The following is a 22,932-nucleotide window of genomic DNA, read 5'->3' on the forward strand; positions in this document are numbered from 1 at the left end:
GGCTTGCCGATCCTGCAGACCGCTCCGCCGAACTGTGATAGATCGCACGGCGGCGATGCACGGCCACCTGATGGAAGGCAGGACTGGGACGACGGGATCTACCCAGCGACAGCTATGTCCTTCCATGAATCTTCGACGATCGTTCCGCCCTCGAGCTTGACGACGCGGTCGGCGACGTGGAAGTAGCGATCGTCGTGGCTGATCGCAATGACGGTCTTGCCGCGCGCCTTCAGCTCGGGCAACAACGTGCGGTAGAAATAATCGCGAAAATGGGCATCCTGGTCCGCCGCCCATTCGTCGAAGAAGAAGATCTCGCGATCCTCCGCATAGCACTGCAACAGCGCCAGGCGCTTTCGTTGCCCTGTCGACAAGGTCAGCTTCGACAACTCGCCCTGGCTGACTTGCACATGGGCGCCCAGGCCGAGCGCGGTCAACAACTGCCCGATACGTTCGTCCGAGAGGTGCCGACCCTTCGCGTCGATGACATGGGGGAAGAGGAAGAAATCACCGAAGACACCCGTGAAGCGCTCACGGTAGCGATGAACACCCTTGTCCAGCGGCACGCCGTCGACGGTGACGCGGCCCGACCGGGGTGTCAGCAGCGAACTGAGCACGAGCAGAAGTGTCGACTTGCCGCTCCCGTTGCCGCCGACGATGAACACCATCTCACCGCGCCGGACCTCGAGGTTCACGGGCCCTAGGGCCACTCGCGGTTCGGCATCACCGGGATAGGTGTAGGAGATGTCCTCCAGCCGGATACAGTTCCATGCCTCCCGTGGTACGGAGGCGATATCCGGCGTCCGTTCGTCGCTTTCGCGCGCGAGGTCCAGTCCCACGCGCTGAAGATGCCGGAGACTCGCCGTGCCTACGCCCACCTGCCGTGCCGCGCTCACGATGAACGCGACGGGCCCACTAAGGAACAGCGCACCGATGACGAACGAGACGATCGTGGCCTGCGGCAACGCCAACACCGTGTAGCCCAGATAGACGATCAGGAACACCGATCCGTAGACCACGGCCGATGACCAGGCCTCGTTGAAGCCCAGCCCGGTGTTGACTTGCACCGAAAGGGCACGCGCTCGCTGGATCGCAGGCCCCAGGAGTTCGTCGGCCACGTAGGTGGCCCGGGAGACATTCAGCGTCATCTCCTTCTTGCCGTCGCTGAGATAACGGAAGTATTCGAAGACTTTATCGCTCGCGTCGCGCAAACGATCGAAGCGCCTGCGAAGGAACCTCTCCAGGGTGAGCGAGACGAGCAGGGTCGAGCCGAGGAAAGCAAGCAGGATGCCCAACAGCGGCAGCGATACGCTCGCGAGGTAACCGGCGTACAGGGCGGCCAGGAGTATGTTGTAGGCGAGCAGGGGAGCGACCAGAACGAGCGGTGCGATGCTCGCCACGTCCTCGATCAGGGAGCCCACGATCGAGTGCTTCCTGTCCGCGATCTTTTCGTATTCGAGGTCGATGAACTTGTTCGATAGATCCACGCGCAACTGGGCCACGAGCGATGCGCCCAGTCGCGCCAGGATGAACTGCGACGCGCCACTGGATGCCAGGAGCGCGAGAAGCCATCCGATCCCGGTCGCCAGCGGCCTGGCACCGAGCGCGACCAAGCCTCCCGCAGCCATCCGATTGATATGCGACAGCAAGGCCATGGTCGATAGCGCGCTCGCCGCGGAGAGAACGACGGCGGCAAGCAACGGGCTGCGATGTCGGCGAAGGAAACGCTTGAGAATCATCGACTGATCCGGTTGATGGAGGCTGTGCCGAACCTGGCTCACCTGCGCACTGTCACATCCGCCCGCGCTCGCGTGTCATCGCGTTGTGTGCAAATTCGGCATCGTCAGACAAGCGCGGCTTTCTTTCATAGCAAGATGCCACGTCCGACGCACCTTGAGTGGACCGTCGAGACGAACCTGCGTCCGCTTTCCTTGGCAACGCAGGAGACACCACCGCGGAAGCGCTCGCTGCGGTGGCGTCGCGCCACCTTCGGGCGCCTACCTGTAACACATCGTGGAGTATCTCAATATGCAGACCGACAAGATCCTGGCTGGCTGGTTGAGTGGTGCCGATAGCGTCGATGGGTATGACAATCCGGCGGGATCGCTTTACACCGAGGGACACGCGACCACCATCGCGGCGTTCACCAATACCGATATCGCCCTGGCTTCGAACTGTAGCTCCTGTACGGCCTCGCGGCCGGGTTTCTGCTGCTGACCAACGGCAGTAACGATAGCCGTGGCTAACCCCCACGGCTATTTCTCGCCAACGCGTGGAATCCGTCCATGGCCGACTCGCAGCCGCACGATACGTTCGCCCCGATCATCGCGTTCCTGACGACCGGCGTCAGGCGGCAACTCGCCGAGGACCTCGCCGCGCAAGCGGGCCTGAGCGAGGATGAAAAAGACATCCTCATCCGCAGCGCCGACCGCGCATTGCTGGACAACGCGGCGCGAAAGCTCAATCGCGTGCTCCTTCTCGAACTGCATGCGGCAAAACTGTCCGGTGAACTGACGGCCGCCGATGAAGCAGCGAAGTTCGCGCAGTTCGTTGCCAAGGCCACGCGGTCCGACTTTCCGCTCGCGCTGGAACGACGCTATCCCGTCCTCGCGCCACGCCTGGAGCGGGCGCTGAGGCAGCAGGGCCGGGGCATTGTCACCCTCGCGTCCCGCCTCGTGGCCGACCGGGAGCGGATCGCGTCATTCCTTGGCCAGCCCATGGGTCGATTGTGCGCGGTCGACCTCGGCCAGGGCGATGTCCATGACGGCGGGCAAACGGTGGCACGCGTGGTCTTCGCGACCGGCACGGTGATGTATAAGCCCCGCTCGCTGCGAGTGGATGCCACACTGGAATCCTTCCTCGAGTGGCTGCTCGCCGATGTATCGCCACGCATCCGCGTTCCCGCCGTCCTGGATCGCGGCGCTTATGGTTGGACGCGCTACGTCGACCACGTCTTCTGCGCGGACGATACGGAGCTCGTCGCGTTCTACCGGAACATCGGTCACTGGCTCGCGGTGATGCGCCTGCTCGGCGGTACCGATATCCACCATGAGAACCTGATTGCCTGCGGCCCGGTGCCCTACGTCGTCGATGTGGAAAGCCTGTTCGTCACGGACGAGCCGGTGACGCCGTCTGGCAAAGGCGAAGCCGTCGACCTGGCGCAAGCCCTCATACGCTCGTCGGTCCTGCGCACCGGACTGGTGCCCTTCCGGGCTCCGGCGCTCGGCCTGGACGGCGTGGACATCTCCGCTATCGGGGCCTTGCAGGGCGAGCAACCCACCATCCGCGGCCCGGAGATCGTCAACGCCGGCACCAGCGACGCGCGCGTCGGTCTGGTCGACGTGCAGATCGACGAGGCCAAGAACCATCCGTGCATGCATCCGGACATATCGCGGTTCTGGGAAGACATCGTCGCGGGCTTCCAGGAACTCACCTCACGCCTGGTCGATCTGCATCGCGCTGGCACCCTCGCCCCGCGAATCGCCGCGTTCAGCGGCAGCCGTATCCGCCGCATCCGTCGTCCGACCCAGTCGTACGTCGAAGTGATGCGCATGCTCTGGCACCCGGCCTCGCTACACGACGAGCCCTCGGCCATTGCGCGGGCGACCGACCTTCTCGAACGCAACGCGGCGGTGTCGCCGGTGGCACCCGGGGACGCCGAGTCCATCGCAGCCGAAATCGAGGACATGCGCCACGGCGATATTCCCGTGTTCGCCAACCTGCTGGCACAGCCGCAGATCGACGAGGTGTTCATGGCCTGGCTCGACATGCGCGTGGAAATGGAAGAGCTGACCATTCGAGGCGCGCTGGTGACCGCGCACCTCAACGTGCGCCTCAACGACGACAAACGCTCGCCCTACGACCTCTCGGCCCGCCGCCCGCACGCGGAGCATATCGATCGCCGTCGCCGCGCCATGGCGAAGGAAACCGTCGAACAGATGCTTCGACTGTCCGTACGCGGCCGCGACGGCACGATGACGTGGATCAGCCCGATCCTCGGACGCAGCGGCTGGACCATGCGTACCCTGCAACCGAACCTCTACGTCGGCCTGTCGGGAATCGCGCTGGCACTGGCCGGTTACGCGCGCGAGGTGACGCTCGGGCGCGCCGACGATGTCGAAGGCGTGACCGCGGCGCTCGACGGCGTATTGCGTGTGCTCGGCAAGGCCGAAGTCGCCGACGAACCGGAAGCCATCGGTGGCTTCATCGGCCTGGGATCGCAGGTGCTTACGTGGCTCACTCTCGACGCGCTCTGCCCGGGCGGCGGATGGCTGGCCAACGCCATCAAGCAGGCGACCGTGATGGAACGCTGGGATATCGAGAACGAACGCGTCCTCGATATCCTCGAAGGCGTGAGCGGCGCCATCGTCCCCCTGTTGCAGCTGGCCGACGCCACGGGCGACGCGCGCTGGCACGCCGTGGCGGCACGCGCGGGCCATCGACTGGAAGCCACGGCCATCGTCGATGCCCGCGGCGCACGCTGGCCCGCCTCGATCTTCAGCGAACCCATCGGCGGTTTCGCCCATGGCGCCACTGGGACCGGCTGGGCATTGGTTCGTCTCGGCCTCAGCCCGTCGGGTACGCCTGCCGACCGGCAGCGCTGGCTCGCTCTTGCAGAACGCGCCTTCGATTTCGAGGAATCGCTCTACGACGTCGAAAACCGCAATTGGATCGACGTCCGCAAACCCGACAGTCGCGACTTCGCCAATACGTGGTGCCACGGCAGCGTCGGCATCGGATTGGCTGCGTGCGATCTTTATGAGCGTACCGGGCAAGCCCGTCACCTGAGCACGCTCGAACGGGCGACGCGTGCCGCCGTCAAAGGCGGTTGGGGCTACAGCCACACGCTGTGCCACGGCGACCTGAGTACGTGGGAACTGTTGATGCGTGCCCGCAAGATCGATCCCGGCCTTGTGCCGCCGGAGGACCTGCCGGGCATCGCGATCATCCTGTCGAGTATCGAGGAGCACGGCATCGTCGGCGGACTAGCGCGCGACGCGTTCACACCGGGCCTCATGAGTGGCATCTCCGGCTCGATCCATCAATTGAATCGCATGCATGCGGAGTGCGACATGCCCTCGCCGTTGTTGATGGAGTGCAGGCTCGGCGAGTATGTGCGCAGTCCCAGGGCAACTGGACGGGCCACGCCTGGGCCCGTTCCCGAGACGAGCGACCTGCTGGAGCCGGCGGACCGCGCCTGAGCATCGCGTCTGCCCGCCAGCTCCCCCCATCTTCAGGGCATGAGTACTTTATCGACCACATGGATGACGCCGTTGGACTGCATCACGTCCCCGATCGTGACATGGGCGACACCGCCCTTGGCATCGGTCACGGTCAGCGTATTGCCCGACTGCATGACCGTCAGAGGCTCGCCCTGCACGGACGTCAACGAGGCCTTGCCGCCACCCTTAGCGACCAGGTCCATCAGGTCCTTGGCGGTGTAGCGTCCAGAGACCACATGGTAGGTGAGGATCTTGGTCAGCGTGTCCTTGTTTTCCGGCTTCACCAGGTTGTCCACGGTGCCCTTGGGTAGTGCGTCGAAGGCCTCGTTGGTCGGCGCAAAGACGGTGAATGGACCGGTACCGGACAGCGTGTCGACCAAGCCGGCTGCCTTCACCGCAGCCACCAAGGTGGTGTGGTCCTTTGAGTTGGCCGCGTTCTGCACGATGTTCTTCGTCGGATACATCGCTGCGCCGCCAACCATGACGGTGTGCTCGGCACTCATCGCGTGCTGGGCGATGCCCGGCGCCGTAACAGCCAAACCGAGTGCGAGCGTCAGTGCGGCGAGCAACACCCGGTTCATGGAATTCGTCTTCATAGCAGATCCTCCGTTGGCCCTTTAGTGGGCGTGTAGTGATACGGAAGAAAGGAAAGCGCGGATGCGCGGCGGTCCGTGAAGGCGCCTTCACTCATCAGGCGGAGTGTCCGGGGCTGCCGGAACACCCGGCGTGACGGTGGGACGCCAGCCACAGTTCCATGCACGGCTCCATATCGATACGAGCCGTCGATCGGACGAGCTTTCAAGCGAGTGCGTGCCGGCCGATAGGTACCACCGCGATGCGGAGGGGCCGCCGTCGATGGATACGGGGACTTCAACCGTGCCATCGGCCACGGTGTAGTTTCCTGGCAGAGCGATTTCAAAGGCGCGCCTGTGACCGCGCCCGGGAAGCATCTTCCCAGCCATCGAAACGTTCCCCGTGCCGGGCAGGTAGTTCTGGGCGACGAACGCCTTGGTCGCGGGCGGCAGTCCGCCCACGATCACCGTCATCGTGCGACGTTCGACCAGCGACATCGCAATGTCGTCGGTCGCGAGTTCATGGGCGAAGCGCCGCCGTGCGAGGGCCTCAAGCACCGTGGGATACGGCCGTTGGCGAAAGATGGCACCGCTCTTGGCATCCATGACGGTGTCATCGTGAGTGGTACAGGCGAGCACGGTGCGCAACTGCGCTTCCTGGGGCGCCACGGTATCGTGCCAGGGCGGCGCCTTCGTCACCAGGAAGACAAGTTCCACGGCGACGACGAGCGCGACGGTCGTGACCGCCCGTGGGCCTCTCAGTACTCCCGATCGACTGAGGGTTCCGGTGAGCCACACGAACAGCGTGGGAATCACCGGAAGATAGTCCTGCGCGGTGCGCAGGGGCCATGCGAACCAGATGAGCGATCCGAAGAGCGTTCCCTGAAGGACGAGGAAAAGGCGCCATCGCGTCCATGGTTCGGTGTACCTGGCGCGGCGCAGCCAGCTGGCCGTCGCCGCGGCGATCGCCACGGCGAGGATCGCGTAGAGGATCTTCGGCCCGGCACGGGCCGGGTCTCCCGTGGGCGCCAGGTTGTAAGTGACCAGGTCGTACCATGCCGGGCCGAAATCATGCTGCATCGCCAGCCACACGGCGAACACGCCGGGCACGACGACAGCGCCCATCGCCACGGCAAGGCCGCCTCTTAGCAGACGCCTGGCATCGCTGCGCCAGGGGGTCGCCCAGACACAGCCGGCGGCGAGCAGGGCAGTGGACCAGAGAAGCAGCGTCTTCTGCGACACGGCCAACGCTGCGCCCAGCAGGAACCCGACCACGACCCAACGCCAGATCCGTCCTCCTGCATGGACGGCCACTGCCAGGGCGCATAACCACAGCGCCGCCCAGAGATCGTCGGTGCGGAATTCTCCCATCTTGACGAAGAAGAAGTGCGCCAGGCCCACCATCGCGACGGAGGCATCGGCCACGCCGCGGGAATAGAGCCGGCGCGCCAGGAACCACGTCCCAAGCAGCGCCAGGAGGTACCAGGGCACGACGGCGAGTCGTAGCCACACGAGGATGTCGGATCGCTCACCCAGCGCGTGCATCAACGGCGCATAGATCGTGCTGAAGAGGGGGCCGTGGTTATCGAAGACATCGCGATAAGGCAGTTCGCCCTGGCCGACGCTCCAGGCTATGTGCGCATGCTGCGCCTCGTCGGAATTGACCGGGTAGGCCCTGAGCCAGACTATGCGCAGGGCGAGCAGGGCCATCAGCCCCAGACAACGGCGAATCGTCGTGTTCGATAGCAGGGCGTGAAAGCGCATGGGGACATGATGGTCGCGGAACCTTTGTGCACCCTGTCGGCCGCGGTAAGGCGAGGCGTACCGAAATTGCGTAGTGCTTGGCGGTCGCCCCTTGGAAAGGCTGTGCTAGGTTCGACGAGCCGCATAGGGCGGCCTACAAACTTCGGAGCGTTCTCATGGATAAGCGCGACCAGCTGATGCACGACGCCAATCCCTTCGGTGTACAGATCGAAGGTCCGTTGCAGCTTGGCACCACGGCAGCGAAGTGGGCACCGAAGATCGATGATGTCGGTGATATCGGCCGCATCGGTTCCACGCACGGTGGTGGCGACTGGGGCTGAGTCCCTGGGCATTGTCGCGGTCTACCATAAAACACCGAAGCCGCCTCGTTAACGAGGCGGCTTTTTCTTGAGGGGAGTTCGCCGGTGATCAAGGCCGATATCGCGTTAGCTGATCTGTCATTGGAACCCGCGTGGCATGACGATCACCTGGCGATAGGGTCCAGCCGTGTGGTCCCGTATTCCCATCCGATGCTCGAGACACGGTGGGTAAAGGCGCCGGGCCGATGGTTCATCATGGTCAGGGAGCGCGTTGCCGATTCCGCTGGCGGCGCGCATGGGCCTTTTTCTGTCGTCGATGCCCCGGATGAAACGACGTATCGCTCGCTCCATCAGGAATGCCTGCTCTGGCCACTCGATTATGTGATGATCGAGGTCGCCCAGGCAGGGCATCGGTTGCGCATGTGTGCCGGCATGCTTGGCACGGCGCCTGTCTATTGCAGGGCCACGGATGATCGGCTCAAGGTATCCTGGGACTCGGCGGATTTCGCCGATCGGCCGGCCATGCTGGACATGGAGGTCGCGAGCCATCAGCTGGCCTTGCACACGACCTATGCAGCCCGGCAGTTGTACACCGGCGTGGTGTTGCTCACCGAGCGCGCGTCGCTACACCTGGAGCCAGGCAGGGCACGTTTTCGCTATCCCGAGGCGATGGAGGAGGGCAGCCCCGAGGCGGACGACGGTGAGGACATGCTGCCGCGGTTTTCCGAAGCCTTGCAGCGCGCCGTGTCGTCGCGGCCGTGGCTCGACGGTAGCGTATCGCTCGAACTCAGCGGCGGCATGGATTCGGCGACGGTCGCCGTGGCGCTTGCCCGCCTTCACAACGACATCGACAGCAAGGGCATCCTGCTCGACGGCGAGGTGCGCGCCCCACAGGTGCGGCGCCGGCAGATCATGGCCGAGCGGCTCCGCCTTTCCGATCATGCCATCGATATCACGGCGTTTCCGCCCAGCCTCGACCTGAGCGCACCGAAAGAACCCTACGGCTTTTGCCGCGAGTTCTACCTGGAAGCGTGCTCGGCGCTATGGGCGTCGGCGCGCGACAAAGGGCGCCATACGCTCTTCACCGGCGTTGGAGGGGATGAGCTGTTCCCTGCCTACCTCGATGAGATTTCCGTCGGTGCCGCCAAGGGGCCGATGTGGGCACGCGATGCCCGCAGCTATGCGGAGGACCTGCTTACGCCACGCGCGCTGGCCGCGGCACACACCCGGCCACTCTTCGATGCACCGGCAAGTCCTGTGCCCGTGACATCGCTGCTGGCAAACGCATGCCGCGCGCCGGATCTGCTAAAGCATGGACAGTGGCCAGTTCATCCCCTGAGTGATCCACGCCTTGCCTACGTATGCCACCGGCTGCCACGGAGCAGTCGTGAGGGGAGGGAGGTCATGCGGCGCTATCTCGAGAGCCATCTTGGCGGGGATGTCTTTCCCAAAGGCTATCTGAAGGAAACATTCGCCGATGTCTTACCGCCTTTGGTGGCACGTCACGCAGGCGTGCTGGCCACACAATTGAAGGAGTGCGCGCTGGCCGATCTTGGGCTGATCGATCGGAGCGCGGTGATCGCCCTGCTGAAGACCATTGCCGAAAGCCGCTCGCATCCGGCCACGTCGGCGTTTGCGTCGTTTCTCTGGTTGGAACGGTGCGCGCGTCAGGCGGGCTCGTGAGGCTGAAAGTGATACATCTGGGTACGTTTCATTAGGAGCTTGACCTCATGACGAAATCACTTCTTATATCGATATTCATTGCATCGACTGTCCTCGTTTCCAGTGCAGTGTGCAGTAGCGATCTTCCCGGCCAGTGGGCCCTGTCCGTCGAGAATCCTCGACACCGGGTCGTTGCGACCCTCGATGTGGAGTTCACGGACGAACAAGCGCCATCCTGCTTGGGTGGCGAGTGGAAGGTCGTAAAGGTCGTTTCGGCGACGACTCGAGACGATAGTTTCTTCCCGACCTCTGACCCACTCTCATATCGAATAGAAGATAAGCAGCTGACGATTGGTCGCAACGAGTGGTGCGATGCGTACCTCTTGCTGAAGGGCCCGCTAGAAGGACCTTCGGTCAGCGGCGACTACTTCGCCTTTGGAATGGGGGGAAGTACTCCACTTGGCTACTTCAAGTTGACTCAAGCAAGGTGAATACTTCGATAGAGGATCACGACCTCATCGAGGATGACAATGCAGCCTTTCACGGTAAGTCCTATATCGGGGAATCGACGTGCCGGCCGGATGGCGATCGTCAGTGGCGTCTTCGGAATCGCGGCGTTTGCATGCCTTATCGTGTTCCTGGTGATGAGACCTTCGGACCCGCAAACCTCTCACATCCTTCTTAGAAGCCATGATGCCGCGATCATTCTTCAATCTCTCTGCCTGATTCCGTTCACCCTTGCGCTGGACGCAATGGCTCGCCAGCATTCGCCGGGATCGAGCCGGGGAACGGTCGTCGCAGCCGTTGCGTTTCTCGCCCTGATCGTTGTCCTGCTGTCGTTGAGCTTCGTCAAAGTCGTTGCGGATGTGCTCTACATGATTCCCCAGGGTGCGTTTGGGGGGTGGCTCATCGTCGTCTGCCGGCAGAATGCCACGGGTTTACCACCAGGTCTGCGGAGACTGGGCATCGTGGCAGGGGGCGGTCTGCTATTGATCAGTGTTTTCCCCATCGGCTACGCCCTGTTCGTCGATCCGGCGATCCTGCACGGTCCGATTGCCGACGATGATCCGACTCCTCCCGGGACGGAGCGGGCGAACGGGATCGTCCACCTTGCGCTTGCCATAGGCACGTTGATCGGTTGTTCGATGTATCCGCTCTGGAGCGCTTTGGCCGGTCGCTGGCTCCTTTTACGTGGCGATCGGTGACGCGTTTGCGCGTCAGTCGAAGATGAAGGATCCTCGACCAGCTTCATGCATGGCGCCTTCGCCATCGACTACACCCTTTGGTCTATGCCAGAGAGTCTATTTGCTCGCTCGCTGCATCTTTCAGCGTGGGCGCTACGTAAATAGATGGCTGCCAAAGGAACGGTAAGCCTGACCGGGGGGCGATGTCATGTGGTGGCGCACTCGGGAGTGGCGGGTGTGAGATCGGGAACCGCAGGCAACGTCGAGTGATTTTGGGAGTGGGATCCGTGTGAGGGAACCGGAGGCGTCCCAGAGGGGCCCGCCGGCAGGGCGGTCTGCAAGCGGGTGACGGTGGGCTTTCGCACACCGAACGGGTCGTCTACGCAATGGTCCGAACGACACCACCGTCCACACGCAAGGAAGTGCCCGTCGTTCCCGACGCCTGCTCCGAGCAGACATAGACGACCAGGTTTGCCACTTCTTCGGTCGTCGCGAAGCGGTGGAGGAGGGATGTCGGGCGCAGCGTCTTCAAGAACTGCTGCTCGGCTTCGTGTTGCGTGATGCCTTGCTCTTCCGCGGCCGCCTTCATCCAACCGCTCATGATCTCCGAATTCGTCGGACCAGGGAGCACCGAATTGACGGTGACGCCCGTTCCGCCGACTTCCTCTGCCAAGCCCCTCGCAATGGCGAGCTGGGCGGTTTTGGTCATGGCGTAGTCGATCATATCCTTGGGGATCGCGAGCGCGGACTCGCTACTGATGAAGACGACACGCCCCCAGCCGCGCTTCGTCATGTTCGGCACATAGTGGCGGGCGGCGCGAACGCCACTCATGACGTTCAGCTCGAAGAGATCGATCCACTCGCTGTCGCCAATGTCGAAGAAAGGCTTCGGGCGCCCCGTGCCCACGTTGTTGACGAGAATGTCCGCGTCCGGCGCCTGCGCGAACAAGTCCGCCGCACCTTCCGGGGTCGCCAGATCGGCGGAGACACCGGTGAACTCGACCTTTGGGAAAAGCTCGCGCAAATCGCGAAGCGCTGCAGCGACTCTTTCCTGGGTGCGGCCGTTGATCACCACCGCAGCGCCAGCGCGCGCCAGCCCTTCGGCAATGGCTCGGCCGATACCTGCCGTAGAGCCGGTGACGACCGCCTTGCGGCCAGTAAGATCGATATTCATCACACCATTCCTTCAACTGTTGAGAGAGTCGAATTGTGAGTGATGTCGGAATCGATGATTATGGCGTAAATTGCCATAACATTAATTCCAAGGGGGAATGGGGTGGATCGATTCCACGAGTTGAACGCCTTCATCGCTGTGGTTGAAGCAGGTGGTTTTACCGCCGCCGCTCGTAGAACCGGCGATTCCCAGTCCGCCATCAGTAAGGCCATCGGTTCGCTCGAGAGGCGCCTCGGCGTGGTCTTATTCAACCGAAGCACGCGCAGCGTAACCCTGACGGATCAGGGGCAGAGATATTACGATCGGGCAAAACCGCTTCTCGACGAGATGGATGACGCCGACAACGAACTGGCCAGCAGCACGCAAAGCGTCTCGGGTCTCATCAGGATCGCTGCGTCGGCTACGTTCGGCCGTCTTCATGTTTTGCCGCTCATCCCCGACCTCCTGTTACGCCATCCTGGTCTTCAGGTGGATCTCATCCTCTCGGACCTGGTGCGAGATATGGTCGACGATGGGATTGATCTGGCGATCCGGGTAGGCCCCGTCAACGAGCCTGATGCGATCGCCAGGCGCGTAGCCAGCACTCCCCTCGTATGTGTCGGATCTCGTCGCTACTTCGAGCAACACGGCATGCCAAGGACTCCCGCCGAACTCGCCGATCACAACTGCCTTTTATATCGCGGTTTGTCGGAGTCGACGCATTGGCCTTTCGTAGGACCGGAAGGTCGATTCAGCGTGTCCGTGCGCGGAAATCTCTCCTCCAACAGTGTCGAGACGATCCGGGCTGGTGTTCTGGCCGGTGTGGGAATCGGCCTGTTTACCAAGCTCTCTCTTACCGACGATCTGCGACATCCGGACGTCATCACGATTCTCGACGAATTCATGGGCGACGCCAGAGACATAAGCGTCGTCTGGCCGAGACGCCGGTTTGTCCCGGCGCGCGTGCGTCGAGTCACCGATTTCTTCGCAGAAGCCATACCGCTGCGTATTTAGGTACGAGGCGTCGAGTCGCCCAAACATCTGGGCACCCAATCTTCAAACGGGGCAGGGAAGGTAAGACGAATCCGCGCGTCACCAAACTCGAGGTCCGTGCGCGACTAAGCAGGTGGCGAACTCGTCTCAGCCTCCAAATCGGCGGCGCGCGACGCTCAGAGTTGCGACCAACCCCCGTCGACCGGAAATTCGGCGCCGGTGGTAAAGGTCGCATCGAACGCAAGGAAGAGGACGGCCTTTGCGATTTCCTCCGACGTGCCGAAGCGCTTCATCGGATTGGCCTCGCGCATCTGCCCGGTAAGATGGTCGGCAGTGTCCTTATCGGGGAAAGCCTTGCCGATGATCGGTGTTTCGATGGGACCGGGCGACACCGCGTTGACGCGAATCCCCCGAGGAAGAAACTCAGCGGCGAACATCCGAGTAAACGACCGCATCGCGGCTTTGGCGCCACCATAAGCGGCGATCATGGGCATTCCCTTGATGTTTGCGGTTGAGGTGGTAAAGACGACGGAACCGCCGCGAGTGATCATCGGCGCGAGTTTCTGCACCGCGAAAAACGGTCCTTTGGCGTTCAGGCTGAACATATCGTCGTAGACAGCCTCAGTCATGCTCTCCAGCGGCGCGAAGGCGCTGAACCCCGCGTTGACGAAAAGCAGGTCGACCGTGTCGAACTCGGCCTTCACCCGAGAGGCGAGGGCGTCGATGTCCGTCAAGGACCGCGCGTCGCTCGACACGACGAGGGCACCATTCCCGAGCTCTTTCTGCGCCGAGTCCAGGCCGGCCTGGGACCGCCCCGTCACAAGGACGCGAGCACCCCCATCGAGGAGCATTTTCGCCGTCGCGAGACCTATGCCGCTCGTGCCGCCGATGATGACCACTTTTTTACCTTGATACCGTTCCATGCATATGCTCCTCACGACGCTCGGGTCGCTTTGTTGTTTTCGAACTAGTTGGTTAGATAATGGGGTGCCACGTCCCTGGCCAGATGCCGAAGAGCCCACGAACGCGTATGGGGCTCCGCAATTGCCTGCCGACTCGGTTTACCGGAAGTGGTCAGCCGCAATCGGGGCTCCTTCCGACACCTCCGTCAGCCATTCCGGGTGAGGCAAGTCGGCGCCGGAGACATTGACGACGGCCTGCCAGGCGGCTTCCTGGTTGGCGCCATCGAGAAGGTGGGGTTGGAGCTGCACTTCCATCGGGCCCGAGAACTTCCCTTGGGCCGAGGCGAAGAATTTCCCAGAGACGTCGGTTCCGAACGCCGATGCCTGGAGGTAGCGGCGAGCCGCAGTCTCCGGTGTCTGATTCATGCCGGGGATGAGGTTCACGATCGGAATCATCAGATACTTCAACAACGGGCCAGCGTTTCGCGCCACGTTGGTGGCGTTCGACGCACCGGGCGAGACCGCGTATACGGCCATGCCGGAGGGTAGCCGGCGCGCCAGCGCCGCGGCCCACCAAGCGACATTGAGCTTCGCGTCGGCATACGCATTGTTGGGCGCGTACTTCACGTGCGGGCCGTTGCGAATCAGGGCTTCAACAGCGGCGGTTTGGTCACCCCGGAAGTATTTGGCCGCGAAGGCAGGCGCATCGGTGTAGGTGAACATGGGCACGCCGCCTCGGGCAGGCTCTGCGCTTGCGATAACAATCCGCGCGTCGGGACTCAGCAGCTTGGCGCGGAGTAACCCGATAGTCAGTTGATGATGTCCGATCAGCGGGGCCTGAGCCGCCTCGACGCCCGCCGCCGTAAGCACGCGCGCCTTGCCAGGGACCATCCCGGCATTGAGCAGCAGGAAATCGATCGGCCGATCTTGCTTGACGAGCGAGTCGAGGGCGGACTGAACGCTGGCTGGCACGTCCAGATCCAGCGCCAGTGGCGTGAAGATCACTGTTTTGTTCTCAGCCGCTAGATGAGCGGCCGCTTGCTGTGCCGCGGCCAAGCTCCGCCCGGCGACGACGATCTCGTGCCAGCCCTCTCCAGCGAGCAGGCGGGCCGCCGCATGGCCGAGCCCCGAGGTGGCGCCGGTGACGAGAGCGATCGAGTGGTCCATGGGTGGTTCCGTGGTGAGGGGAAGGGGCGACGGACCCGTCGGGTGGGAAGTCGCCTTGTCATTTTCGAACTATTTAGTTAAATTATATTGGCCCAAGATCGTGGTCAAGGACTTTCGAACTAAATGTTTCAAAATGCCGCCAAACCGCGGGGACGTCCGCGAAGCTTCGACGAGAGGGACGCTCTGGAAAAGGCCACCCGGGTGTTTCGATCGAAGGGTTACGACGGCGTCACGATCGAGGATCTCGTCGAAGGCATGGGTGTGGGTCGGCCGAGCCTGTATGCCGTCTTCGGAGACAAGCGGACGCTGTTCTTGCGTGTCCTCCGGGCTTACGCAGAGGCAAAGGGCGCTCGCGCTGCGAAGGCGCTCTTCTCGCCGCCGACGCTTCGCGAGTCGCTGGTCGGCTTTCTGAGGCACGCCGTGGAATCTGCGACCGAGGAAGGATCCGCCCCCGGATGTCTCTTGGTGTGCGTCGCGCCACTCGTGGACGATGCTGAAGTCAGGCAGTTCCTGAAAGACGCCGTAGGTGCCGGCGCGGCCCTTGTAGAACGTCGTTTCTGCGACGGGATAAGCACGGGAGAAATTCCGCCTGACTTTCCGGTAGCCACGCGCGCGAGCCAGGTGCTCGACCTTGGCCGAGGCCTGACAATGCGTGCACAGATGGGCACGCCCCGCGCGGTGCTACTCACGGACGCCGCGGAGGCGGCGGACTTAGTCCTCTTGCCGCGGCGTGGCATGGAAACGCCAGCAGGTTGATGCCGGCGACGAGGACGCGGGAACACGGCCGCCTCGCGCTGGAAGTGCCATGGCTTACATGGCGTGGGGACCTGCCGGAGTGCCGTCCGAGAACGTGCTTGTCGCGACCAGAAAAACCGAGATGGGCGGAAGTGTCGCGATGTCGGCGTCATGGCCCGGAAGCAGATACCAGTAGTTGCCGCCGATCACGGGTGAACCTGGCAGGTTCGCACCCCAGGTCGTGCCGTCCCCGGTGGGCACGTAGAACATGACATGCGCCATGTTGTGTTCGCCCTGTGCGGACAGGTACGCGTTCTTCGACATCATGTAGCACATGGCCCCGGCTGCGAGCGGCGGAATCTCCCCAGTCCGAAGGGCCGCCTTGATGCGATCCATGATCTGCACGTCGGTCTTACCTGCAAGCGTAAGGGCGGTGCGCAGCTTGAGGAGGGCCGTCATCGTGGGCACCGCTGGCGGATTATCGCAGGCGGCGGCGAGGATCCTGGTGTCCCAGCGCTCGGGCCAATCGGGAGCGCCGCCGAAGCCGCGGCCCACGTAGCAAACGAAGCCGTTGGTTCCCTTGACCGCCGTTTCGTAGCCCGTACGCGTCAGCATCAGGACGGTCGCATCTTTGGAAATCGCCGCCGGGGCGGCGCTCCTGGCCAAGCTGATTTCTGTCGCCCGGTCCAACAGGTAGGCGTCGATCGGCGCCATCCCTCGACTGTCTTTCGCGTTCAGCGACCCGCTGGCCAGGCCGAGCAGCAGAGACGCCGCAAACACAGCTGCGTGACCGACGCGACGTGTCGGGAGACTGCCGATGATACGGTTTCGAGTATAGGTCGCCATTTTGGTTTCTCCTGGATGGCGGAGGTCGCCATATTCAGACGTCGATTGAGCTGGACCGAAATCGACATGCTCAAGAAGGCGGGGGCGAGCCCGGGCAGGGAAGTGCTGAACGCCTTTGTCAGTCCAGTCTTGCCGTCTGACTGCGAGATGAACCACGCTCCCCGACCTGAGTGGTACGCGTCAACGGCCATGCCAGCGTCTCGTTCACGGATATCCCATCCACGCAAACAAACGGGGCTCAGTTCATGACCATCAAATCGGTGCTTGCAGCGACTGCCATGCTCGTCGGTACTGCTCTGGCCGCCGGCCCGACGCTGGCTCAGGATGCTGCGCCAGTGCCTGGCCATCCGCGCGTCAACGAAGTCAACCAGCGCCTGGACAACCAACAGAATCGTATTGCCAACGGTGAAGCCAATGGCACGATGAATGGCAAGCAGGCGGCCCGCGACGAAAAGCGCGACGCGAACATCGCGCAGCGTGAAAGCCGCGACGAAGCCACCCATGGTGGCCACTTCACCAAGGCTGAGAAGCACAACCTCAACAGGTCCCTCAACAAGGATAGCTCGCACATCCGCAAGCAAAAACACTAATCCGCGACGCGATGCGCCGCTTTGCGCCGTCGGGGCTGGGAGGTGTCCGACGGCGTTCTTGCGATACGACGTGGAGCTTCTGACAAGAACGATGCACGGCTGATCGTCGGACGGGCCTAGCGCGGATTGTCCCGCGATCGGACGACCCGTTACGCTCATCGTTTCCGAAGACGACCGTGGCCAGAATGACCTATTTGGTATCTTGCAAGCGTTGTACCGTGACCGCGAGCGCGCCACCCTGAACTCCGCGCCCCAGCGTCCCGTTGACTGTGACGTGTTTCGGATGGAAATCCTTGACTAGCGCAGCCACGCCGATCACTTCAATCTCCGACTGACTCGCGACATCAATGGAATGACGATCCGTGGATTGGAGCGCGACCGGTTGATCGAGCACAAGAACAATCTTTCCGCCATGGATATCCAGCGTACCGCTGAGCGTCACCACGGTGGGGGCTGGGGGGAGAAGCAAGGCATCTCCGTAGGGCTGCGCCTGCGCAAGCCCGATCGCCGCAAGATTCAGAAGTAAAGTGACACCAAGAAAGCGAAACCTTTTCATAGTGCGCGTCCTTCGATAAATGACTGAGGCAGACGTTGAGCCGGATAAACCGGCCACGATGCATAGAATTTAGCCGACATGAGAAGCTGTTCATCGCCGCTCGATACCACTCAGGGGTCGCTTATATCGCGGGGATCTGGCTGATGACGCCAACGCCAAAACTTCAGCCCCTCGTTGCCGTAGTGCAAATAATGTGAAGTGGCCCTCATTATGAAAACAGTGCCCGCGCCAATCAAGAAAGCAGCCACTACTTCGGGCGTCAATGGCACGATCACTGCGAAGACGAACACTACCCATAGAGGCAAGATGATCCATCTAATATGCTTCTTCATGGCTTTTTCTCATTGTCGCGGCATCGTGTGCTGAACATAGGGCTCATTGGCATAATCCGTGTGATTCGTGGCTTCGACAAAGGCCGTAACTATTATCCCAGCGCTCAAGGAACTCAAGCCGACACCCACCTCGGCCGCCAGACCAACGCCAAGTCCGAGACCGCCAGAATCCGACATTGGATACGGGTACTCACCCTCTTCGCCCGGGCCACTCGGGTACGACTCGACCTGAGCAGGATCGGTAAACATCCCGTAAGGGTAATACGGCAAGTGTCGGTTGTCCTTTGGATCAAGGCCCAAGCGATCAGTCAGGAGCGTCGGTTGGCCCATTGCATAAAGGTAGGTGGAGATGCCGCCTTTCAAGCCCGAGGGGTCACTTTCCAGATAGCGTCCTGTAGCAGGCTCATACGCCCGATGGGCATTGTAGTGCAGCCCGCTTTCCGCATCGAAATACTGCCCTGGAAAACGGAGGTTAAAGGTGAAGCCAGCGGTAGCGGTAGGCAAAGATTCACCGAATGGATTTCCTTTGTACGCCCACGTCCAGATGATCGTTCCGGCACTATTGGTGACGGCTCGCGGTGTACCTAGATGATCCGCATGGATGTAGCTGACTGCTGACGTTGTCCCGTTGACGTCGACCACCGCCACCGGAATGTCGCTCATCCAGACGGTGTCGCGTTTCGCAGTCGAGGTGTATTCCCCGATCAGCTGGTTGTTTTCGTCGTACCCGTAGCGCTGCGTAGTCGCTTGGGGCAGCGTCGCTACCTTGAGCACCCGCTGGCCGAGCACATTGTAGGTGTAGGTTCCCACGGTCTGGCCGCTCGCCTGGACAACGGTGAGCCGCCCCCGCCCGTTGTAGCCGAAACCGTAGACCTGCCCGGCAACGGTGGTCGCGGTGGTGCTACCGTTGGCATCGTTGGCTCGCGAGGCGGCGCCCGTCGCGTTCAACTGATGGGTTCCGCTCGTATAGATGTAGCTTCCTGTCGCTAGCCCGGTACCGGTCTTCGAAAGGCGGTCACCGGTTTGATTATAGGTAAACCCTTCCACCGCTGTCGCTCCGTCGGTGACGGTGGTCAGTCGGTAGAGCGGGTCGTATCCGAAGGCCTCTGTTGCAGGGTTTGCCCCTGACGCATTTCCTATCGCCGAAATATTTCCCATCGCATCACGCGAGAAGTGCAGTGCCAGGGCCGGGCTGACGACATCGGTCACCGCGTAGTTCGCGTTGTATGTGCGCGTAATGACCTGCCCATTGCCGAGCGTGTAGCTGAGAACCGGTCCGAAAGGGAGGTACGTCGCAGCAGACACTGCCGTTACCGACGCGCCGACTGCGGGTGCAACCCGTATGGCCGTGATGTTACCCAGCGCGTTCCTCGTGTAGGTCACCGACGTCGAATCGGGAGTGACCTCGCTTGTAAGGCGATCTCCAAGCGTATATGCGTACGTTGTGACGTCGGTAGTTGTGCCCTGCAGCTGCTTTTTCTGGATGACGTTGCCGCGGCCGTCGTAGCAGTACGTGGTCGTGACTGCATTCTCGACAATCCGAGTCAGCCTACCTATGGGGCTCGACGCAGCGCAGCCAGTGAGGCTGTTAGCCTCATCGTATTTGTAAGACGCATTCAGGGTGGCATCCACATAGGACAAGGAAACCCGGCGATTCAGCGCGTCGTAGTTCGATGTAGCCACTACCCCCTTCGCATCTTTATGCGTCAGGCGGTTGCCCGCCGCATCGAACGTGTCGTTGCTCGTACCCGTGTCGGGACTCTGGAGAGAAGTTCGGTTTCCGAGGCCGTCATAGGTGTAGAGCGTATTCAGTGCGCCTGGATCGGTAATGCCGACCACATGGTCCATCGCGTCGTAAGCTATTGTATTCGCGGTGTTCTTCGTTGCTGCGTCAGAACCGCTGTAGTTCTGGACAGTACTCACAAGTCGGCGCAACGGATCCAGACCTCGTTGGCGCTGGATACCATTGGCGTCGGAACTCAGGACCATCTCGCCGTTGGCGTCATAGCTGGACGCTGTATCGGCGTGAAGAATCGTATTGTTCAAGCCATCGATCATGGCCGTCAGCCGGCCCAAGGCATCAAACTTTTGGCTGCGCGCGCGCACTGTGGCACCGCTCGCGTTAGTGACGGTCTCGTTCGTGATATTTCCTGCTGCGTCCAAGGTGAAAACGACAGACTCGTTTAGATTGTTCGTAACCTTGGTCAGGCGGTGAGCTTGGTCGTAGGAGTAAGTCAGCGTTACGCCGTCCGGGTCTTGGATGTTCGCCACTGCCCCGTAGGGCATGTAGTCGAAGGTCGTTTTCGCGCCACCCACCGTCCGCGTTGCTATCCACCCGCGAGGCGTGTAGGTCGTGTCTGTCACCGTCCCGTTAGCGTCGGTCGACCGGGTCACACGGCCCGCCGCGTCGTAGGAAACGTACGTCGTGACATGGCCTAGGGCGTCCGTCACGGTACGGATATCACCGGGGCGGTGGCACGCACTGCCGGGTGTTCCGCAGGTGGTGGTGGCTGTATCGGTGTAATAGCCGTAAGTGGTGGCTGCGACAACGTCTGTACGGGGTCCCTGAACGGACTTCAGTAACCCAGCGCGCGCGCAGCCGGTCTCGGTGCCGGTGCAGTAATTAAACGACCAACGACGGACGCCCGCAGGCAGGGTCCCGGTGGCGGCGCAAGCGTAGCTAGGCGCCGAAGCAGCATCGACTTCGCACCGTGCCAGTACCTTCCCGGAAGCATCGTAAGCCCACCCTGTTTTCTTCGCGATAACACCATTCTTGTCGGCGATCGTTGTGAGCGTGGGCGCTCGCAACGTGTCGTCCCACGTTATAGTGGTGGTGCGCTGGCTATCCGTACCCTTGGCCTCGATACTCGATGTGAGCTGTCCGTAACTGTTGTAGCGAGTCTCGGTTACCTGACCCAAGAAGTCGGTCGTGGTCGCCGGATTCCCTACGGTATCGTAGGTGCGGGACTGATACGGCTCAGCGCAACCCGGGTTGCAGGCCTTGTCCACTGACGCCAAGCGGCTGAGGACGGTGCCCGATGCGAAGGAGAGAATTGTCGGGTTACCCAAGGCAGAGGTCACCGTCGTGGTGCCATCGGCATTGTAGGCAAATTGCGTACCGTTCGAGCCGCCACTGAAGCTCATGCTCACCGTTCGCTGCTGGCTACCGTAGGCGGTGGTCGAATAGCGATTTCCCGTCTCGTCGACGATGCCTGTCAGCAACGGCAGAGAAGTGCTGCTGAACAACCCAGACTCGTTATAGAAGTACTTGATCGACTGCCCTCCCGCGTAGGTCGCCGAACCTAGAGAACCTTCGCTTGAATAGGTGTAAGCGACACTAGTGCCATCCGGTAACCCAAGCGTCGCTAGTCGTCCGGCGCTGTCGTAAACGAACGAGAGCGCGCGGCCGGACTTATCGACGACGCCGAGCAAGAGGCCAGCGGCGGGGGCAACCGTAGTCGGTGTGGAAGCGTCACTGTAGGTTAGCGCGATGCCTTGTCCGGCCGGATCGACGACGCTGACCAACTTCCCAGACGTGTCATAGGCTTCGTCGTGGCGCGAGGCCGTTACGAACAAGTGATAGCCGACGACTATACCCGACCCGTCCGTGGACTCGCTCAAACGCTGGGCGGTGGAGTCGCTGCTGGTCCAAGTACCGTTGGCGCGCAAGAAAGTAATAGTTGAACCATCGGGCCGCAACACGACCGCGGTGGAGACCGGATTTCCGAGCAGCTGTAGTGACCGGTCAAAACTATGGCGCCACTGCTTTCCGATATGGGCAACGAAGGGAGTGTCGCTGCTGGTGTAGAAGCGGCTGAACTCCAGCCACGGGGTATCGGAATAGTCCGTCGCTTGCAGAATTTTAGCCCCTGTTTGCGCATTCGCTGGATCGCCGGCAGTTGGAGTGGAATCATCCTTCTGATGGCCTTCGCCGTCGCCGTTGGGCCCGCCGTCTCCCGAATCCACGGGGTATACCGTGGCATAAATCGATATGGGTCCGGAACAGGTCCCGCTCAATTGCACGACGGCGGCGATGGCGGACCCGTATCCCGGAGGAGGAGGATTTTGGACGTTGAAGATGCAGTTTTGGCTTATGCAGCCCCTGACATCTGCCTCGAGATCAGCGACGGCTCCGTCGATAGTTGCCTCTGGCGGGCCCTGTACCTTGTAGTTGGACGAGTTATCTTTGCAAGCCCCCTGGAAGCTCCAGGCCGCTGACGAGTAGGGAGGGCCTTGTTTCGGCAGCGGCGTGGCCAGCGCTGGGCCTACCGTAAATAGCGCAAGAACCATCAATAGCAGGAGCCTGCCTAATAACCCCAACGGGGAATAGCCGGCTACCAATCTCGAGGCGACAGTCGTGACATGGAGGTGCATTGTCATCCTTGTATTGCAAACATGTGACGACGCACACAGCAAGAGCTATGGCGGGGGAGAACCGGGGGAATTGCGCGTGCCTAGTGTTCGCCGATCCAGTCGTTGCAACCAAAAACTTCCCGTTGCCAAGGGAAAGCTTGAGCTAAATGACGCGGTGACCGGTTCCATGTGGACGGGGCGGCAAACCCAGATACTGAGTTAGCCGATTGTGCTCGTAATTTTTCGGCGGACGGTGTAGGGGGATTCCGCCACAATGCGTAGGGCTTTTCCTACACGCATTCGGTTGCCCACTGCATAACGCTTGGTGGGGGTCCTCCGTATGGATACGAGATTGTAGAGTTTCCCTCCTACCCGCCGGTGAGTTCGTCAAGCCCCTGCACACCCACGCCGTCTGTGAGAATCCCCGGCAAAATTGGTGGCTTGCGACGCTGACTGCGTCGAATTGGCTAAGTCGGCATACAGCACCGATGACGCGGCGATTTGTTTCAGCGCCGGGTCGTTCACCGACCAGGGCGAAGACGACGCAGTTTCAGTCGCCTCGTTCGGTGCGGCAGCGTACCACCTTCATTTTCTTGGCTTAGGGC

At 61.9% G+C, this 22,932-nt stretch carries 18 protein-coding genes; 9 read left to right on the top strand and 9 right to left on the bottom strand.

The window, feature by feature from the left end; all coding sequences use genetic code 11:
• Positions 1 to 98: 98 nt before the first annotated feature.
• A complete protein-coding gene (locus VM621_RS13315; protein ID WP_325469453.1) occupies positions 99 to 1,736 on the bottom strand; it encodes a cyclic peptide export ABC transporter in 1,638 nt (545 codons plus the stop codon).
• A 289-nt stretch (positions 1,737 to 2,025) separates the two neighbouring features.
• On the opposite strand from VM621_RS13315, the gene VM621_RS13320 reads away from it, so the two are divergent.
• Positions 2,026 to 2,214, top strand: a complete 189-nt coding sequence (locus tag VM621_RS13320; RefSeq protein ID WP_325469454.1) for a DUF6229 family protein — start codon at positions 2,026 to 2,028, stop codon at positions 2,212 to 2,214.
• Positions 2,215 to 2,282: 68 nt separating this feature from the next.
• Positions 2,283 to 5,198: a type 2 lanthipeptide synthetase LanM family protein gene (locus VM621_RS13325; RefSeq protein ID WP_325469455.1), complete on the top strand. Its 2,916-nt coding sequence runs from the start codon at positions 2,283 to 2,285 to the stop codon at positions 5,196 to 5,198.
• A gap of 32 nt (positions 5,199 to 5,230) precedes the next feature.
• Here the strand turns inward: VM621_RS13325 and VM621_RS13330 are convergent, their stop codons facing one another.
• The gene (locus tag VM621_RS13330) at positions 5,231 to 5,815 is read right to left on the bottom strand and encodes a fasciclin domain-containing protein (RefSeq protein WP_325469456.1); all 585 of its coding nucleotides are present in this window, start codon (positions 5,813 to 5,815) and stop codon (positions 5,231 to 5,233) included.
• A gap of 87 nt (positions 5,816 to 5,902) precedes the next feature.
• Positions 5,903 to 7,555 (bottom strand): hypothetical protein, encoded by a 1,653-nt coding sequence (locus tag VM621_RS13335; protein WP_325469457.1) that lies wholly within the window; start codon positions 7,553 to 7,555, stop codon positions 5,903 to 5,905.
• 155 nt (positions 7,556 to 7,710) lie between these two features.
• On the opposite strand from VM621_RS13335, the gene VM621_RS13340 reads away from it, so the two are divergent.
• The 4 genes from VM621_RS13340 to VM621_RS13355 all read left to right on the top strand — a co-directional run bounded on the left by VM621_RS13340 (position 7,711) and on the right by VM621_RS13355 (position 10,721).
• Positions 7,711 to 7,875, top strand: a complete 165-nt coding sequence (locus tag VM621_RS13340; protein WP_325469458.1) for a hypothetical protein — start codon at positions 7,711 to 7,713, stop codon at positions 7,873 to 7,875.
• 564 nt (positions 7,876 to 8,439) lie between these two features.
• On the top strand, positions 8,440 to 9,537 hold the full coding sequence (locus tag VM621_RS13345; protein WP_325469459.1) for an asparagine synthase-related protein: 1,098 nt from the start codon (positions 8,440 to 8,442) through the stop codon (positions 9,535 to 9,537).
• Between the two features lie 47 nt (positions 9,538 to 9,584).
• Positions 9,585 to 10,007: a hypothetical protein gene (locus VM621_RS13350; RefSeq protein ID WP_325469460.1), complete on the top strand. Its 423-nt coding sequence runs from the start codon at positions 9,585 to 9,587 to the stop codon at positions 10,005 to 10,007.
• 90 nt (positions 10,008 to 10,097) lie between these two features.
• On the top strand, positions 10,098 to 10,721 hold the full coding sequence (locus VM621_RS13355; protein ID WP_325469461.1) for a hypothetical protein: 624 nt from the start codon (positions 10,098 to 10,100) through the stop codon (positions 10,719 to 10,721).
• Between the two features lie 358 nt (positions 10,722 to 11,079).
• On the opposite strand, the gene VM621_RS13360 is transcribed toward VM621_RS13355, so the two are convergent.
• Positions 11,080 to 11,874: an SDR family NAD(P)-dependent oxidoreductase gene (locus VM621_RS13360; RefSeq protein ID WP_325469462.1), complete on the bottom strand. Its 795-nt coding sequence runs from the start codon at positions 11,872 to 11,874 to the stop codon at positions 11,080 to 11,082.
• Positions 11,875 to 11,994: 120 nt separating this feature from the next.
• On the opposite strand from VM621_RS13360, the gene VM621_RS13365 reads away from it, so the two are divergent.
• The gene (locus tag VM621_RS13365) at positions 11,995 to 12,867 is read left to right on the top strand and encodes a LysR family transcriptional regulator (RefSeq protein ID WP_325469463.1); all 873 of its coding nucleotides are present in this window, start codon (positions 11,995 to 11,997) and stop codon (positions 12,865 to 12,867) included.
• Positions 12,868 to 13,022: 155 nt separating this feature from the next.
• Here VM621_RS13365 and VM621_RS13370 read toward each other — a convergent pair whose 3' ends face one another.
• Together VM621_RS13370 and VM621_RS13375 are read right to left on the bottom strand one after the other, a co-directional pair.
• Positions 13,023 to 13,769, bottom strand: a complete 747-nt coding sequence (locus VM621_RS13370) for an SDR family oxidoreductase (protein ID WP_325469464.1) — start codon at positions 13,767 to 13,769, stop codon at positions 13,023 to 13,025.
• A gap of 138 nt (positions 13,770 to 13,907) precedes the next feature.
• A complete protein-coding gene (locus tag VM621_RS13375) occupies positions 13,908 to 14,915 on the bottom strand; it encodes an SDR family NAD(P)-dependent oxidoreductase (protein ID WP_325469465.1) in 1,008 nt (335 codons plus the stop codon).
• Positions 14,916 to 15,038: 123 nt separating this feature from the next.
• Here VM621_RS13375 and VM621_RS13380 point away from each other — a divergent pair, with 123 nt between their 5' ends.
• Positions 15,039 to 15,671 (top strand): TetR/AcrR family transcriptional regulator, encoded by a 633-nt coding sequence (locus VM621_RS13380; protein ID WP_325469466.1) that lies wholly within the window; start codon positions 15,039 to 15,041, stop codon positions 15,669 to 15,671.
• Positions 15,672 to 15,725: 54 nt separating this feature from the next.
• On the opposite strand, the gene VM621_RS13385 is transcribed toward VM621_RS13380, so the two are convergent.
• Positions 15,726 to 16,496 carry a hypothetical protein gene (locus tag VM621_RS13385; protein ID WP_325469467.1) on the bottom strand — a complete coding sequence of 257 codons (771 nt, stop codon included), beginning with the start codon at positions 16,494 to 16,496 and terminating at the stop codon, positions 15,726 to 15,728.
• A 245-nt stretch (positions 16,497 to 16,741) separates the two neighbouring features.
• Here VM621_RS13385 and VM621_RS13390 point away from each other — a divergent pair, with 245 nt between their 5' ends.
• Positions 16,742 to 17,086, top strand: a complete 345-nt coding sequence (locus tag VM621_RS13390; protein ID WP_325469468.1) for a hypothetical protein — start codon at positions 16,742 to 16,744, stop codon at positions 17,084 to 17,086.
• Positions 17,087 to 17,276: 190 nt separating this feature from the next.
• Here the strand turns inward: VM621_RS13390 and VM621_RS13395 are convergent, their stop codons facing one another.
• Positions 17,277 to 17,642 (bottom strand): hypothetical protein, encoded by a 366-nt coding sequence (locus tag VM621_RS13395; RefSeq protein ID WP_325469469.1) that lies wholly within the window; start codon positions 17,640 to 17,642, stop codon positions 17,277 to 17,279.
• A gap of 341 nt (positions 17,643 to 17,983) precedes the next feature.
• On the bottom strand, positions 17,984 to 21,940 hold the full coding sequence (locus VM621_RS13400) for an RHS repeat-associated core domain-containing protein (protein ID WP_325469470.1): 3,957 nt from the start codon (positions 21,938 to 21,940) through the stop codon (positions 17,984 to 17,986).
• Positions 21,941 to 22,932: the final 992 nt, after the last annotated feature.

It is taken from the genome of Luteibacter sp. (assembly GCF_035539195.1).
In the GTDB taxonomy this organism is placed as follows: domain Bacteria; phylum Pseudomonadota; class Gammaproteobacteria; order Xanthomonadales; family Rhodanobacteraceae; genus Luteibacter.

Bases quoted from the DNA above. Each gene is read 5' to 3' on its own strand.
- VM621_RS13315 (WP_325469453.1), bottom strand. From the start codon at position 1,736: ATGATTCTCAAGCGTTTCCTTCGCCGACATCGCAGCCCGTTGCTTGCC.
- VM621_RS13320 (WP_325469454.1), top strand. From the start codon at position 2,026: ATGCAGACCGACAAGATCCTGGCTGGCTGGTTGAGTGGTGCCGATAGC.
- VM621_RS13325 (WP_325469455.1), top strand. From the start codon at position 2,283: ATGGCCGACTCGCAGCCGCACGATACGTTCGCCCCGATCATCGCGTTC.
- VM621_RS13330 (WP_325469456.1), bottom strand. From the start codon at position 5,815: ATGAAGACGAATTCCATGAACCGGGTGTTGCTCGCCGCACTGACGCTC.
- VM621_RS13335 (WP_325469457.1), bottom strand. From the start codon at position 7,555: ATGCGCTTTCACGCCCTGCTATCGAACACGACGATTCGCCGTTGTCTG.
- VM621_RS13340 (WP_325469458.1), top strand. From the start codon at position 7,711: ATGGATAAGCGCGACCAGCTGATGCACGACGCCAATCCCTTCGGTGTA.
- VM621_RS13350 (WP_325469460.1), top strand. From the start codon at position 9,585: ATGACGAAATCACTTCTTATATCGATATTCATTGCATCGACTGTCCTC.
- VM621_RS13355 (WP_325469461.1), top strand. From the start codon at position 10,098: ATGGCGATCGTCAGTGGCGTCTTCGGAATCGCGGCGTTTGCATGCCTT.
- VM621_RS13360 (WP_325469462.1), bottom strand. From the start codon at position 11,874: ATGAATATCGATCTTACTGGCCGCAAGGCGGTCGTCACCGGCTCTACG.
- VM621_RS13370 (WP_325469464.1), bottom strand. From the start codon at position 13,769: ATGGAACGGTATCAAGGTAAAAAAGTGGTCATCATCGGCGGCACGAGC.
- VM621_RS13375 (WP_325469465.1), bottom strand. From the start codon at position 14,915: ATGGACCACTCGATCGCTCTCGTCACCGGCGCCACCTCGGGGCTCGGC.
- VM621_RS13380 (WP_325469466.1), top strand. From the start codon at position 15,039: ATGTTTCAAAATGCCGCCAAACCGCGGGGACGTCCGCGAAGCTTCGAC.
- VM621_RS13385 (WP_325469467.1), bottom strand. From the start codon at position 16,496: ATGGCGACCTATACTCGAAACCGTATCATCGGCAGTCTCCCGACACGT.
- VM621_RS13390 (WP_325469468.1), top strand. From the start codon at position 16,742: ATGACCATCAAATCGGTGCTTGCAGCGACTGCCATGCTCGTCGGTACT.
- VM621_RS13395 (WP_325469469.1), bottom strand. From the start codon at position 17,642: ATGAAAAGGTTTCGCTTTCTTGGTGTCACTTTACTTCTGAATCTTGCG.